The following is a 15,477-nucleotide window of genomic DNA, read 5'->3' as shown; positions in this document are numbered from 1 at the left end:
TTCGTTAAAATTTTCAGAAAGTTTATTGATGATAAACATCTTCATACATCACTCCGGCTTCAATTCGTACTGGTAGAAAATTTTCGCGAGGAACAATTGGACAACTATAATCAAACGCATTGTAAGCACAAAGTGGATGATAGGATTTATTAAAATCTAAAATAATGGTATTTCCCGTTGGAATTTTTAAATCCATGTATTTTCCACCGCCATAAGTTTCGATCTCATTAGTCGCGTCCCGGAATGGAAGGAAAAGATAATCTTCGTAACCTTCTTGTTTGCTTAATGCTAAGCTTTGATACAATGTTAATGTTAATTCTTTACCATCTAAAACAAAAGAAGCTTTGCCATATTCCTGGTACGTTTTCGTTTTCCCCGAAGAAGTTGGAAGCTCAAAAGGTTCTGCATTTTCAGTTTTCGTCACTTTCGCAGAAATCCTGTATTTTAAGTTGATCGGAAAAAATGGATGTTCTTTGAAATTGGTAAAATGGTCTCCGCGCAAAGGTGTTTTCTTGGGACTTTTGTATTCAGTATTTAATTCCTGCTGAAATTTTTGGATGTCAGCAATTTCTTTTTTTTGAATTTGTGAAACGCAGGAAGTCAGCAGCAAGGAGATTATTAGAACGAGAAAGTTTTTCATTTTTAGTGCAATTTTTTTTGATGGTTTTTATTGAAAGACTTTCTGAATTTTAAGTAATATTTACTTTATAAACATCAGTGCTATTTCTCTTGATATCCTTGATCCAAAAGCCACCTTCCTGCGGAATCTCCTCTTTCAGATCAAACGTTTTACATTCTTTTGGCAAGCCGGAAAAAATTAAGGTAAACCAGTAATCTTTCATCGGTGGAACTTCCGTCCAATAAGGAAAAAGCGAAATATTTTCATGATGAATCAACGTACTTTTATGTGCCAAGCTTTCATCAATTAAAAACGTAGATGACCAGATACGAATAAGCATATCGGCAATCGGACTTCGCGGAAAACAACAATGAACGATCACTTGTTTTTCTACTTCAACCTTTGGCTGAAGCGCTTCCAAGAGTTCAGGCGAGATTTTCGGTTTAGTTATAGTGGTCATTTTTAAATTAATAAAAAGCAGTGAGTAAGACGCAATATCGACTAACGTTCCCTAATAATGAAGTTCGAGTTTTTCTTTGGTGTACTTCCTGATCTGCTCTGTAAGGTCGGGATTATCCGCCAATTTCTGACCATAGGTTGGAACCATTTCCAGTAGTTTTTCATTCCATTCCCCTTTAACCTGATCGGGGAAACATTTTTCCAAAACTTGAAGCATTGCCCAGACTGCGGTTGAAGCACCTGGCGAGGCGCCTAATAAGGAAGCAATCGTTCCATTTTCGTTTACAACGACTTCAGTTCCAAATTCTAACTTTCCACCTTCTTCTTCATTTTTCTTAATGATTTGAACTCTTTGTCCCGCAACTTTTAAATGCCAGTCCTCTTCTTTTGCATCCTTTACAAACTCCCGTAAATGCTGCATTCTTTGATCTTTGGTCATGGCAACCTGTCGAACCAGATATTGCGTTAAAGGTAGATTATGCCACCACGCCCCAAACAATGATCTGATGTTTTTTAAATTAACACTTTCAGGTAGATCCAAATAACTTCCTTCTTTTAAGAACTTGGTTGAAAAGCCAGCAAACGGTCCAAATAGTAAGGCTTTTTCTCCGTCGATAATCCTTAAGTCTAAATGCGGAACACTCATTGGTGGTGCATCTACAGTCGCTTGCGTGTAAACTTTTGTTTGATGCTTGGCTACTAACCCAGGATTGTGCGTAACCAACCACTGACCAGAAACTGGGAATCCACCGTAACCTTCACTTTCGGGAATATCGGAACTATCAAGAAGCGGTAAGGCATAACCACCAGCACCGATGAAGACGAAATCAGCCGTTAATTCAGAAGAATTTTGATGCAATCTATCTTTAACTTTCAACCACCATTTCCCATTCTCTCTCGGATCAATATCTTTTACATCATGGTATAAATAAACATCGACGTTGGAATCTTCTGCTAAAAAGCGACCTAATTTCCGGGTCAACGTTCCGAAATTCACATCAGTTCCCAGATCCATTTTAGTTGCTGCCAGAACTTCTTTGTCTTTTCTTTTGCTCATGATCAAAGGAATCCATTCGCGAAGTTTGTCGTGATCAACGGTAAATTCCATTCCTTTAAAAAGATGAGACTGAATCATTTTTTCATGACGTTTACGTAAAAACTCAGCATCCCCTTTTCCAAACACCAAACTCATGTGCGGACAGGAGTTGATGAAATCTTTCGGGTTTTCAATATATTTTTTAGAAAGCAGATAAGACCAAAACTGCTTTGAAATTTCAAACTGTTCAGCGATACTTTCAGCTTTAGAAATATCAATCGAACCATCTTCTTGTTGCGGCGTATAATTCAATTCACAAAAAGCAGAATGTCCCGTCCCAGCGTTATTCCAGGCGGCAGAACTTTCGCGCGCAAACCGACCAAGTCTTTCGAAAATTACAATTTTAAGATCAGGATTCAGTTCATGAAGCATTGTACCGAGCGTGGCACTCATGATTCCGCCACCGATTAAGACGACATCGTAATGAGCTTGAAGAGGTTTGTGATTGGCTGATGTAGGCATATTTAATATTTTAGTTCAACGAATTTCGTTAAAAGTTTTGTTTTAGAGGGAAGAAGAATTGTTAAATTTTATTTAAAACGCCTACTCTGATTAATTTTAAAGTCAATGTTGTAAAAGTTTTTTAGCTAGAAAAATGAACGCTTTTGGAAAAGAATCAGAGCTCCATTAAAAATGCAAACGTAAAAATAGGATAATTAAGATGAAATTTTAAATACTGGAAACGGGAATCACATAGAAGTAAATCGCAACGAAATGACAGAAAGTCCCCAGCAAAACAAAGAGGTGGAAAATGAAATGATGGAATTTCAATTTATGAATGCTGTACAAAACGGCGCCCAGCGTATAGGAAATCCCACCGGCAATTAACCAGACCAGTCCGTGAAAATCCAAATTATACATCAGACTTTTAAAACTGAAAATAATTAACCAACCCATTCCGACATAGAGAATGGTAGATAAAATATCAAATCTACCGGTGAAGAAAAGCTTAAAAACAATGCCAATAATGGCAATACTCCAAACGACAGCGAAAATGATGTGACCTTCCCGACCATTCAATGAAACCAATGCAAACGGTGAGTAAGTGCCTGCAATTAAAACATAAATAGCGGCATGATCAAAGATATTCAGTCGGTATCTTAATAATGGATTTTTTGAGGAATGATATAAAGTGGAAGCCAGATAAAGGATAATCATGCTCACTCCAAAAATTGAAAAACTAAGTAGTGCACGATCACTTTTCAATTCCAGCGCACGAAATATTAAAAGAACCAATCCGCCAATACTCAACAGCAAACCAAAAAAATGAGACCAAACATTGAGCTGCTCTTCTACAACCGAATAGGTATGAACAGGATATTTAGTCTTGGTTTTCACTAATTTAAGAGTAAGGTTAATTTTTTAAATTCAGTTTCCGCGTTTTTTTCTTTGTATAGAATTCCATAAATGGTATCGATAATTGGCGTATTGAGTTTTTTCGATTTTGACGTGTGATAGACTGAATCTGCTGCATAATAGCCTTCCGCGATCATATTCATCGATTGAATGGCAGACTTTACCGTATATCCTTTTCCAATTAGATTTCCGAGATTTCGGTTTCGTGAAAACAGCGAGTAAGCTGTTACTAGTAAATCGCCTAAGTAAGCACTTTCATTTACATCTCTTGGAACTTCATAAACTGATTCTAAGAAGATTTCCATTTCGCGTACAGCGTTCGAAACAAAAACCGCAGTGAAATTATCTCCGTAGCCTAAACCACTTGAAATCCCCGCTCCGACCGCATAAATATTTTTTAAAATTGCGCTGAATTCATTTCCTAAAATATCTTTGGTACAATGAACATTAATGAAATCAGATGAAAATAAATCATATAATTTTTTAGCAACATCATCTTCTGCAACTGCTATGGTAAGGTAAGAAAGTCTTTCCATCGCTACTTCTTCCGCGTGACAAGGTCCGGCAATAACTGCTTGATTCCGGAAACCGATCTTAAATTCGTCGCGAAGATAATGCGCAACAACATCATTTACTTTCGGTACAATTCCCTTAATCGCAGACACAAAAATTTTGTTTTCATAATTGCAGGTCATTTTATCCATGGCATCCGAAAGATAAATAGACGGCGTTGCCAAAACAACCACTTCACACGCTGAAACCAACTCATTAATATCTGTTGTTACTTTCAAATTTTTAGGATCAAAAGAAACGGAAGTAAGATAATTAGGATTGTGACCACGCTGCTCGATCGCACCTTTCACATATTCATTTCGCACACACCAGTGAACCAGTTTGTTATTTTCTACCAGCATTTTTACGATTGCCGTAGCAAAACTTCCACTTCCCACTACTCCAACAGTTGTAGTTTGTGTTTGCGATTTGGGGGATTTCTTTTTTGTCATAATTAAAAAATTAAGTCCTATTGAAAGGTTTCTGAGCAGATCAGCATCTGTTCTACAAATATATTAAAGGTTTCTGAGATACTGCAAACAAATGTTTTCTAATCACCGAAAGAAGATTCTTAACATACTTTTATTTAAATAAAAACGTTTTTAAAAATATTTTATAAATTTGCACTCTCAATTTTTTGAAACCCAAGACTTTAAAAATGAAAAATTTCTTAAGTAGTAAAAAAAACACTAGTTTAATTCTCGGAATACTTGCGGCGATTATCTTCGTTCAGGCTTTATTTATTGGTAAGCTTTACGCTGAAAAAGATGACAAATCGTATCAGGTTAATTTAGTTCCGATAAAAACTGAAAAAGACAGCATCGATTATTTGGAGATGAAAAACAATCTAACGCTCGTGGATAATACCGTTCGAGAATTAAATTCTTTTTTAGCTTCAAAAAACTTATCTGATGGAAAGATTGAAATGCTCGCTAAAGACAGTATTTCTAACGCTGTTTATTTAGCAAAGCAAACGAATCGTTACAGCAAATACCTGGTTGATTTACAGATTAAACTTCAACAGGTTCCTCTGGGAATTCCGACAAACGGCTATATTTCTTCTCAGTTTGGAAAGCGGGTTAATCCTATTCCGACCAAAATCATGTTAGCTTCAATTTCGTCTCCGAAAGCAGAACCGAAAGTTGTTGAAGAGAAAGACAGTTTAGGAAATGTGATTAAAAGAACGGTGACTCCAATAGTTGCCAGTCAGAATAATATGCCTGCAGAAAAAGATCAAATCCAGTTTCATAAAGGTTTAGACATTGCGGTGGCGTACGGAACTGATGTTCGCAGTGCAGCTGCTGGAAAAGTAATCTTCGCCGGAGCTAAAGGCGGTTACGGAAACTGCGTCATTATTTCTCATGGAAATGGTCTCGACACTTTGTATGGTCATTTATCAACCATCGCCGTGAAAGCGAATGATTTGGTAAACGTTAATGATGTCATTGCCAAATCGGGTAATTCTGGTCGCTCAACAGGTCCTCACCTTCATTATGAAGTTCATAAAAATAATACGCCGGTCAATCCGAAACTTTTCATGAATTTTTAATGATCATCGATTTAAAATAGAAACGCTCCTGAATACTCGGGAGCGTTTTTTTTAGAATCTTCAATAAGAACGAGAAATTTAAATCTTTTCGTAACCGAAGGATTTTATTTTCGTTTTATTTCAACCCTTTGTTTAGAAAAAATTACTCAAATTTGCAGCTCGTCCAAAAAATGAAGTTGACCTATGATTTTATGTATTGCTGAAAAGCCAAGTGTTGCCAGAGATATTGCCAAAGTTTTGGGAGCAAACATGCCCAAACAAGGCTACTTTGAAGGCAACGGCTATTGGGTAACATGGACTTTTGGACATCTCTGTACGCTGAAAGAACCGCATGATTACAGTCCGCATCTAAAATCATGGAACCTTATTTTCCTGCCGATTATTCCAGAACCTTTTGGAATTAAACTGATTGACAATCCTGGTGTTGAGCGGCAATTTAAAACCATTGAGAAGTTAGTTGCTGATTGCGAAGAAGTTATCAATTGCGGTGATGCTGGACAAGAAGGAGAAGTGATTCAACGGTGGGTATTGCACAAAGCGAAATGTAAAAAACCCATTAAAAGACTTTGGATTTCTTCCCTAACCGAATCCGCGATTAAGGAAGGATTTGCTCATTTAAAACCATCTGAAGATTATCAAAATCTCTATCAGGCCGGAAATGCACGGGCAATTGGCGACTGGCTTTTAGGAATTAATGCAACCCGATTATTTACCAGAAAATATGGTGGAAACAAAAGTGTTTTATCGGTTGGACGTGTTCAAACTCCTACGTTGGCGATGATTGTGCAGCGACAAAAAGAAATCGATGCATTTTCGACGGAAGAATATTGGGAACTGAAAACCAAATACCGTGACGTCATTTTCAGTGCGGCAATCGACCGTTTAAAAACGAAAGAAAAAGCAGAAAAGGGACTTGAATATTTAAAACAAAATCTTTTCGAAATCATCTCTTTTGAAATTAAAGAAGGCAAAGAAAAAAATCCACGCCTTTTTGATCTGACCGCTTTACAAGTTGAAGCGAATAGAAAATTTGGTTTTTCAGCTGAGAATACTTTAAAATATATTCAAAGTTTATACGAAAAGAAACATACGACTTATCCGCGTGTTGACACCACTTATCTTTCCGAGAGTTTGTATCCGCAGATCAGCGGAATTTTACAGTCAATAAATTTTTATAAAGAATTGACCGCGCCACTTTTAGCTCAACCGATTCCAAAATCGAAAACGGTTTTCGATGATACCAAAGTGACCGATCACCACGCCATTATTCCAACTGAAATTCCTCCTTCTTCCAGTTTAAGCAGAGAAGAAAAACTCATTTATGATTTGGTAGCGAAAAGGTTTATTGCGGTTTTTTATCCGGAATGTAAAATCTCCAATACTTTAGTTGAAGGTCAAGTTGGGACGATTCCTTTTAAAACAACAGGACGTCAAATTCTGGAACTGGGTTGGCGTGAAGTTTACATAAAAGAAAAAGACGATACCGAAAAAAAGGATAAAGATGAAGAGCAGACCATTCCAGAATTTAAAGCCGGAGAAAAAGGTCCGCACAAACCATTAATTCATCAGGGGAAAACCAGTCCGCCAAAAGCTTATACAGAAGCTACTTTACTTCGAGCTATGGAAACCGCCGGAAAACAAGTGGATGATGAAGAACTGCGTGAGATGATGAAAGGAAACGGTATTGGACGGCCTTCGACGCGGGCCAATATTATTGAAACTCTGTTCAGACGAAAATATATCGAGCGAAAAAAGAAAAATATTTTCGCGACCACAACTGGTGTGGAACTGATTGATACCATTCAGGATGAATTATTGAAAAGTCCAGAATTAACGGGAGAATGGGAATTTAAATTAAGAAAAATTGAGCGTGGAGAATATGACGCAACTCAATTTAAAGAAGAGCTGATCGCAATGGTGACGGAGCTTACCAGAAAAGTGATCAACGAAAAAGCCAAAGTCATTTCTTTTCAGGAAGAAGAGAAACCGAAAGAAAAGAAAGAGCCCACTCCGAGAAAAATCACTACAATAATTTGGGAAGAGCAAGATTGTCCAAAGTGTAAAGAAAGCAAACTGATGAAAGGTAAAACTGCTATCGGCTGTTCCAATTACAAAGGTTGTGGATTTAAAGTTCCATTTTTAGTCTTTGGAAAAAAACTGACCGAGAAACAGATTCAGGATATGATCATTAAAGGAAAATCTTCTAAGCTGAAAGGTTTCACAGAACATCCCCAAACTTTGACTGAAGGAATTTTACGCCTGACAGATGATTTTAGAGTTGAATTGAAAGCTGAGTAAATTATTTCCAAAAAGTATTCTGATTTTAATTTTTGGCTATTTAAAATTGAATTTTACTATTAGGGTTTTGATTGAGAAGTTAAGGTGATTAAGGTTTCCTACGGAAACTTTGTAGAAGAGAATTTTTCATATTTTTGGATTGAGCTGTAAAGTAAATATTATTTTTGAATTCTTTAATTTTCAAGTTAATTTTCAAGTTAATTGAAAATATTATCTTTGCACCTAAATAGGTTTAACCTAGCGTTACCCATTAAAACATACAATTTTAATAAGAGGATCTACAAATCCTTGATAACATTTATCTCATGACAATAGACAAAAATCACGTAGTAGCATTACATTACACGTTAAACGCCATCGAAGAAAATGGTGAAAAAACTTTCATTGAAAAAACAGAAACTGACAATCCTTTCACCTTCTTATATGGTGTAGGAATGATGTTGCCTAAATTTGAAGAAGAACTTCAAGGGATGGTTGTAGGTGATAAAAAATCATTTACCATTACGCCGGAAGAAGGATATGGCGAAAAAATAGGAGAAGCAACTACTCAATTGCCGATCGCAATGTTCGAGCAATCAGGAATGCCACCAATCGGTGCGATGTTGCCTTTACAAGATGCACAAGGAAATCATGTGAGCGGTATTGTTTTAGAAGTTTCTGAAGAGTTTGTAACCGTTGACTTGAACCATCCAATGGCTGGGAAAACGTTACACTTTGATATTGAACTATCTTCAACAAGATCTGCAACAGAAGAAGAACTGGAGCATGGTCACGCTCATGGCGTTGACGGGACAGAAGCTCATTAATTAGAATTTTTTCTTAAGATAAAAGCTACGAATCTATCGTAGTTTTTTTTGTTTCGAAAACCAAACCGTTACAACATTACAATTATTAATTCTACTATGTATTGCAGAATAGTTATAATAATAGCACTTATTTTAAATAATGAACAATAAAGTAATTTTTAATTTCTACAACCCTAACAACGAAAATGTTATTGTTTTAATTATTTAATACCGAAAAAACTGCAAATTAAAAGAAATAAAATTTAAAAAATTATCGTATTGACAATTACAGCAAGTTCTTATCATTTTTTTCGGACTGACATTTGTAAGGTCTAAGCCTAAATGCGAACATCCTTCCATGCTTTCTTTAATAGAACATTTTCAGATGAAGATCGTATTTTCAAAATAAAATTTTAACTACTAAAATAAAACAATATGAAAACAGTACTAGCTTTAGCTCTTGCAGCAATCGTAACAAGTTGCGCACCAGTATCAAACGCAGTGACTCCAACTGCAGAAACCATCAATAAGAAATGGGAACTGATCTCCTTAGAAGGAAATGAAATCATGACCAGCAAACCTGTGTTTATCGATTTCGACGCCAATAACAGAATTACTGGATTTGCTGGCTGTAACACCATTAACGGAAATTACGCCGTAAAGAATGGAACACAGATTAACTTTACGCAAGTTTCAAGTACCAGAATGATGTGTGCACCGTATGATATGAATGTTGAAAAAGAGGTAATGGAAGTATTGAAAACGGCGGATAACTTTACTATGAATAACGGACAGTTAATGTTGAACGTAGGAAGAAGAGCACCTCTAGCGGTATTCGCAGAGATGAGTAAAAACCCTGCTTTGAACACTTACTGGAGCTTGAAAGAATTGAATGGTAAAAAAGTAATGATGACTCCTAACCAAGAAAAAGAACAAGGTTTCATGTTGAGAAGCGGTGGTAAAATCACAGGTTTTGCAGGTTGTAATTCTTTTAATGGTACCTATTCTATGTCTTGAAAAAACACGATTAATTTCGATTCAAATATGGTCATGACTAAGAGAGCTTGTCCGGATGTTAAATTAAATGAGCAAACTTTTGTAAACATTTTTAAAACTGCGAATAATTATCAAGTAAAAGATAACACGTTGATTTTAAAAGATGCTGCTAATAAAGTATTTGCTGTTTTTGAATCAATGTAAATTGTACTAAAAACTTAATTTTTTAAGTTGAACTTATATAAACCTTGGACTTAATTGTTCAAGGTTTTTTAGTTTTAAAATCATATTATAGATGTAACTATTTATTCAATTAAATCTGGATTATTTCTTTAAAAATTCAAACCAGATCCATCTAAAACTCGTATTTTTAATTATGCGAAAAATTATTTATTTAGGAGTGGGTTTATTCATTTTGGCGAGTTGCCAATCTGTAAAATATAAAGATGTGGTTTATGGACAATCAGCGACTAAAGAAGATCTAAAACTGAATATCTTCGTTCCTAAAAATTCTGAAAACAAAAAGTTGCCAGTTCTTCTTTTTGTTCACGGTGGAAACTGGAACAGTGGAAATAAAGACCAATACGGATTTTTCGGACGAAACTTTGCGAAGAAAGAGGTCATCACTGTTATTCCAGCCTATACTTTGAGTCCGAAAGCTAATGTTGATCAAATGACGGCTGAAATTGCGCAGGCAATCACATGGGTTCAAAAGAATATAGAAACTTACCATGGCGATGAAAAGAATCTCTTTGTAACGGGACATTCTGCTGGTGCACAGTTGGTCGCTTCAGCGGTTTTAAATCCGAAATTTAAGATTTCTCTAAAGTCAGTTGCCGGAATCATTTTGAATGACGGTGCCGGAATTGACATGAAAGATTACTTAGAGAAATATCCTCCCACCTCGGAAGATAACTATATCGCAACCTGGAGTAAGAATCCCGATAACTGGTATCAAGCCTCTCCTATTAATTTTCTGGATAAAAATTCACCGCCGTTTTTAATTTATGTTGGAAGTAAAACCTATCCATCGATTACCACTGCGAACGACCATTTCATTAAAAAGCTACACGAATTTCAACCAGAGGTAGCACCTATTGTATTAAATAAGAAACACATCCCAATGATTCTGCAATATTTTTGGCCATGGAGCGACCGCTTTATAGAAACCAAAAACTTTATGGAGCAAAACAGCAAATAGTTATTTGTTTTTTTATCTTTAGGTTAAATTTCAGTCTATGAAAGATAATCCTATTGGTTTTATTCCGGGTTTACAAAATTCCATTATCAACTATTGGAACAGTTTGGTAGAATCTTTACCGCGCATTGTGCTGGCACTAATTATTTTAGTGGTGTTTTATTATATCGCCCAATACCTTTCCAAATTAATTAAAAGAAGATTTCTAAATGCTGATCACGATCCTCTTTTCGTCAATTTTCTGAGCAAGACTTCTAAAGTGATCCTCATCATTATCGGAATTATTTTTGCCATGCAAACGATGGGTTTAAGCGGTGTTGCTAAAGGTTTACTCGCAGGTGCCGGAATTTCGGCTTTCATTTTTGGATTTGCCTTTAAAGATATTGCTGAGAATTTTTTGGGCGGATTAATTTTGGCTTTCAACAGACCGTTCAGTTTAGATGACACCATTCAGATTCGGGATTTTACAGGTCATGTTAAAGCTTTAAACTTTAGAACCACGCATATTAAAACTTTTGATGAGAAAGATGTTTTTCTGCCCAATTCTATCGTTGTCAAAGAACCAGTAACCAATTTCACACGCGACGGACAAATACGGCTCGACTTTGTCGTTGGGATTGCCTACGAAGATAATATCACCGAAGCAATTTCGCTGATTTTTAAAACCATCAAACCGACAGCAACCATGATTAAAGAAAAGGAACCCTTTACCGTCGTCGAAGAATTGGCAACAAGTACGGTAAACCTTCGCACCTATTTCTGGGCAGATACTTTGGATTATAAAAAAGGCGTGCTCGAAATTAAAAGTGAAATCATCAGACTCGTGAAAGAAGTTTTGATGAAAGAAGGTTTCTCACTTCCGTCTGATATTCAGGAAATCAAATGGTACGATTCTAAAAAGCCTTTCCCAATCGATATTTTAAATACGAAAGACGACTATCCTCTTAACAGATAATCCATAGAAAATGAGTTTCAGTAAAGGCATCCGAATTTATTACAATAAAATGATCGAAAGCATTGCTTTCTATCCCGCATTGATCGCTGTTGGCTTTCTGGCGCTGTCCTGGGGAATGTTGGTTTTTGATTTTTCAGATTATGGCAAAGAAATAAAATCAGGATTGAGTTGGTTGAGTTTAAAAGATGCCAGCACAGCGAGAACTATTATCTCCACCGTAGCTGGAGCAATAATTTCATTGACGGTTTTTAGTTTTTCGATGGTGATGATTGTATTAAATCAGGCCGCCTCGCAAATGAGCAACCGCGTGTTGAACAGCATGATCGAGAATCGGTTTCAGCAAGTTATTTTAGGGATTTATATCGGTACTATTGTTTACGCTTTGTTTTTATTGAGTACTATTCGTGACATTTCAAGTGGGATCTATGTACCGGCTTTTAGTATTTATGTCCTGATTTTATTAACGGTAATTGATATCTTTTTGTTCATTTATTTTTTAGATTATGTCACGCAAACCGTAAAGTACGAAACTGTTATTGATCGTGTTCGCTTACAAACTTTTAAAAACATGGAGGCTGATTTTAAAGAAGTTCAGTCCGAGAAACCAGCGTGGTTAAGTTCACCATCAAAAATTATATCTGCTCAAAAATCAGATTATTTTCAAGGATTTAATGAAAAACGATTATTGGAACTGGCGACAAAACATGAAGTTCAGGTTAGCTTTCTAATTCCGCCGGGACAGTTTGTAATTAAAGGAACTGCTTGCATGAAAATCCATAGCAACGAAATAATTAGCGACGACGCTCTTAAAGAAATCGCAGATTGTGCAGACTTCTACACTGGACAACCGATTGACCGAAATCCTGATTATGGTTTTCGACAGTTGTCAGAAGTCGCCATCAAAGCACTAAGTCCTGGAATTAATGATCCCGGAACAGCCGTTTTGGCGCTGCATGCACTTTTCGCCTTATTCGATTACCGATTGTATCAACAGTTACCGCAACTCATTGAAAATTCTGATAATATGGTGGTCATCTATTTACCGACCTCAGATTTTATTGAATTATTTGAACGCTGTCTCCAACCAATTTGGAATTACGGAAAAGATGACGGAGCCATTCAAGCGACTTTTTTAGATATGCTGACCCAAATTAAAACTCAGGATGATCGACATCTTTTTAGTGTTCTGTTCGATGAATGGATTCTTAAGATCAAACAGCATCAAACATCATTAATTTGATGAAATTGAAATCGTCATTATTGCAATGATTTCTCTTCAGTTTTAAAGTGGTATCGCTATTAAAATTGATTAACTTTTTTCTTCTGCCTTTGATGATCTGACGAAATTACTGCTTTTCAGTTCATCTTAAAGTTCTTATTTTAGCGCTTCCAAAAATCCCTTATGACTCCAACTGATTTTATTAAAAGATCCCTTTCTATTTCTGATAAAAGCATTCATTCTACTCTAAAACTTTTGGGTGAAGATTGTACCATTCCATTTATTTCAAGATATCGGAAAGATGCCACCGGAAATTTAGATGAAGTTCAGATCGAACAGATTTCAAAACTAAATAAACAGTTTGAGGAAATTGTAAAAAGGAAAGAAAGCATTCTAAAATCAATCGAAGAACAGAATGCTTTAACACCAGAATTTAAAAAAAGAATTGAGGACAGTTTTGATCTTCAGGAACTGGAAGATTTGTATTTGCCTTGCAAGAAACGCAGAAAAACAAAAGCGGATTCCGCGAAAGAAAAAGGTTTAGAACCTTTGGCTAAAATTATAATGAGCCAGAACGCTAATAACCTTGAAAGTTTAGCTTCTAAATATTTAAATGATCAGGTTGCCAGTGAAGAGGAAGCTTTGCAGGGAGCGCGAGATATTATGGCGGAATGGATCAATGAAAACATGTATGTACGGCAAAATCTTCGTCGATTATTTCAAAGAAAAGCCATCATCACTTCAAAAGTAGTCAAAGCTAAAAAAGAGGAAGAAGCTGCGCAGAAATTTTCGCAATATTTTGACTGGCAAGAAAGTTTGAACAGAATACCGTCGCACCGATTATTGGCGATGCTGCGTGCAGAAACAGAAGGCTTTGTAAAAACGAAGATCGAAATTGATAAAGACGAAGCGCTTGACTTTATTGAAAATTCCATCATTAAATCGAATAATGAATATGCAGATCAGATTGCTTTGGCCATAAAAGATTCTTACAAGAGATTGCTGGAACCTGCGATCTCCAATGAAACTTTACAGGAAGCCAAAGAAAAGGCAGACCATAAAGCCATCGAAATATTTGCAGAGAATTTGCGTCAACTTTTGCTCGCTCCACCTTTGGGTGAAAAAAGAATTTTGGCGATTGACCCCGGATTTAAAAGTGGCTGTAAAGTAGTTTGTATTGATGAGAAAGGAGATCTACTACACAACGAAACTATTTACCCGCATGCTCCCCAAAATGAAACCGGAATGGCGATGAAGAAAATTCGCTCTCTTGTCAATTCATTTAATATTGAAGCGATCTCGATTGGAAACGGAACGGCAAGTCGGGAAACAGAATTCTTTATTAAGAAAATTGCTTTTGATAAACCACCATTGGTTTTCATCGTTTCAGAAGCTGGAGCTTCGGTTTATTCGGCGAGTAAAATTGCGAGAGATGAATTTCCGAGTTTTGATGTTACCGTTCGTGGTGCAATTTCGATTGGAAGGAGATTGTCGGATCCTTTGGCAGAACTCGTAAAGATCGATGCGAAGTCAATTGGTGTTGGACAATATCAACATGATGTCGACCAAACACAACTCAAAAACGAACTCGATTCTACGGTGATGAAATGCGTAAATTCAGTTGGAATTAATTTGAATACGGCGAGTAAATCTTTGCTAAGTTATGTTTCCGGGATCGGAGAAAAGATGGCAGAAAACATCGTGAATTATCGTGCAGAAAATGGTGCTTTTGAAAATCGAAAACAATTAAAAAAAGTACCAAGATTGGGTGAAAAAGCGTTTCAACAAGCGGCTGCATTTATTAGAATTTCAAATAGTGAAAATCCTTTAGATAATTCCGCAGTTCATCCGGAAGCTTATGCTATTGTGGAAAAAATGGCGAAAGATCTAGGTACTAAAACGAACGACCTCATCGCCAATAAAGAACTGATAAAATCCATCAATCCAGAAAAATATATTACGGAGACGGTTGGTATTTTAGGAATTAAAGATATTCTCAAAGAACTGGAAAAACCGGGTTTGGATCCGAGAAAAGCAGCGAAAGTTTTTGAATTTGATCCGACCGTTAAATCCATTAAAAATTTAAAAGCAGGAATGATTCTTCCGGGAATCGTCAATAATATTACGGCGTTTGGCTGTTTCGTAGATGTCGGAATTAAAGAAAGCGGACTCGTTCATATTTCCCAACTGAAAGAAGGTTTTGTATCTGATGTGAACGAAGTGGTAAAACTGCATCAGCATGTCCAGGTAAAAGTGACCGAAGTGGATGAAGCGAGAAAGCGGATTCAGTTGAGTATGATTTTGTAATATGTACTCGCAAAGACTCAAAGTTTTTTAACGCAAAGAACGCGAAGGATTTTGATTTATTGACTATGAAAAATTGAGGACGCAAAGG

12 protein-coding genes and 1 pseudogene are annotated in these 15,477 nt (G+C 36.3%); 8 read left to right on the top strand and 5 right to left on the bottom strand.

The genetic code is table 11. The features are described from left to right. Nucleotides 1–22: 22 nt before the first annotated feature. From ACEYOS_RS14630 to ACEYOS_RS14610, 5 genes are all read right to left on the bottom strand, one after another. Nucleotides 23–640 (bottom strand): DUF1684 domain-containing protein, encoded by a 618-nt coding sequence (locus ACEYOS_RS14630; RefSeq protein WP_373709501.1) that lies wholly within the window; start codon nt 638–640, stop codon nt 23–25. Nucleotides 641–689: 49 nt separating this feature from the next. Next, complete coding sequence (locus ACEYOS_RS14625) at nt 690–1,079, bottom strand: hypothetical protein (protein ID WP_373709500.1); 390 nt, start codon at nt 1,077–1,079, stop codon at nt 690–692. A gap of 51 nt (nt 1,080–1,130) precedes the next feature. After that, a complete protein-coding gene (mqo, locus tag ACEYOS_RS14620; RefSeq protein ID WP_373709499.1) occupies nt 1,131–2,636 on the bottom strand; it encodes a malate dehydrogenase (quinone) in 1,506 nt (501 codons plus the stop codon). 207 nt (nt 2,637–2,843) lie between these two features. Then, a complete protein-coding gene (locus ACEYOS_RS14615; RefSeq protein ID WP_373709498.1) occupies nt 2,844–3,512 on the bottom strand; it encodes a hemolysin III family protein in 669 nt (222 codons plus the stop codon). After that, on the bottom strand, nt 3,512–4,534 hold the full coding sequence (locus tag ACEYOS_RS14610; RefSeq protein ID WP_373709497.1) for an NAD(P)H-dependent glycerol-3-phosphate dehydrogenase: 1,023 nt from the start codon (nt 4,532–4,534) through the stop codon (nt 3,512–3,514). Before ACEYOS_RS14610 ends, ACEYOS_RS14615 begins: the two co-directional genes overlap by 1 nt. 206 nt (nt 4,535–4,740) lie before the next feature. Between ACEYOS_RS14610 and ACEYOS_RS14605 the strand changes: the two genes are divergently transcribed. The 8 genes and pseudogenes from ACEYOS_RS14605 to ACEYOS_RS14570 all read left to right on the top strand — a co-directional run bounded on the left by ACEYOS_RS14605 (nt 4,741) and on the right by ACEYOS_RS14570 (nt 15,389). Then, complete coding sequence (locus ACEYOS_RS14605) at nt 4,741–5,631, top strand: M23 family metallopeptidase (protein WP_373709496.1); 891 nt, start codon at nt 4,741–4,743, stop codon at nt 5,629–5,631. Nucleotides 5,632–5,814: 183 nt separating this feature from the next. Beyond that, the gene (locus ACEYOS_RS14600) at nt 5,815–7,929 is read left to right on the top strand and encodes a DNA topoisomerase 3 (RefSeq protein ID WP_373709495.1); all 2,115 of its coding nucleotides are present in this window, start codon (nt 5,815–5,817) and stop codon (nt 7,927–7,929) included. 305 nt (nt 7,930–8,234) lie between these two features. Further along, nucleotides 8,235–8,735, top strand: coding sequence for a peptidylprolyl isomerase (locus tag ACEYOS_RS14595; RefSeq protein WP_373709494.1), 501 nt, complete (start codon nt 8,235–8,237; stop codon nt 8,733–8,735). A 414-nt stretch (nt 8,736–9,149) separates the two neighbouring features. Continuing rightward, nucleotides 9,150–9,914, top strand: a pseudogene (locus tag ACEYOS_RS14590) (META domain-containing protein). Nucleotides 9,915–10,086: 172 nt separating this feature from the next. Continuing rightward, the gene (locus ACEYOS_RS14585; protein ID WP_373709493.1) at nt 10,087–10,911 is read left to right on the top strand and encodes an alpha/beta hydrolase; all 825 of its coding nucleotides are present in this window, start codon (nt 10,087–10,089) and stop codon (nt 10,909–10,911) included. A gap of 37 nt (nt 10,912–10,948) precedes the next feature. Continuing rightward, nucleotides 10,949–11,863 (top strand): mechanosensitive ion channel family protein, encoded by a 915-nt coding sequence (locus ACEYOS_RS14580; protein WP_373709492.1) that lies wholly within the window; start codon nt 10,949–10,951, stop codon nt 11,861–11,863. A gap of 10 nt (nt 11,864–11,873) precedes the next feature. After that, nucleotides 11,874–13,103, top strand: a complete 1,230-nt coding sequence (locus ACEYOS_RS14575; RefSeq protein ID WP_373709491.1) for a DUF2254 domain-containing protein — start codon at nt 11,874–11,876, stop codon at nt 13,101–13,103. Between the two features lie 162 nt (nt 13,104–13,265). Further along, a complete protein-coding gene (locus tag ACEYOS_RS14570) occupies nt 13,266–15,389 on the top strand; it encodes a Tex family protein (protein WP_373709490.1) in 2,124 nt (707 codons plus the stop codon). Nucleotides 15,390–15,477: the final 88 nt, after the last annotated feature.

Origin of the sequence: Kaistella sp., from assembly GCF_041824135.1 — a bacterium.
Taxonomy (GTDB): Bacteria; Bacteroidota; Bacteroidia; order Flavobacteriales; family Weeksellaceae; genus Kaistella.
The sequence above is the reverse complement of the archived record's forward strand: the minus strand, read 5'-3'. Positions and strand labels throughout refer to the sequence as shown.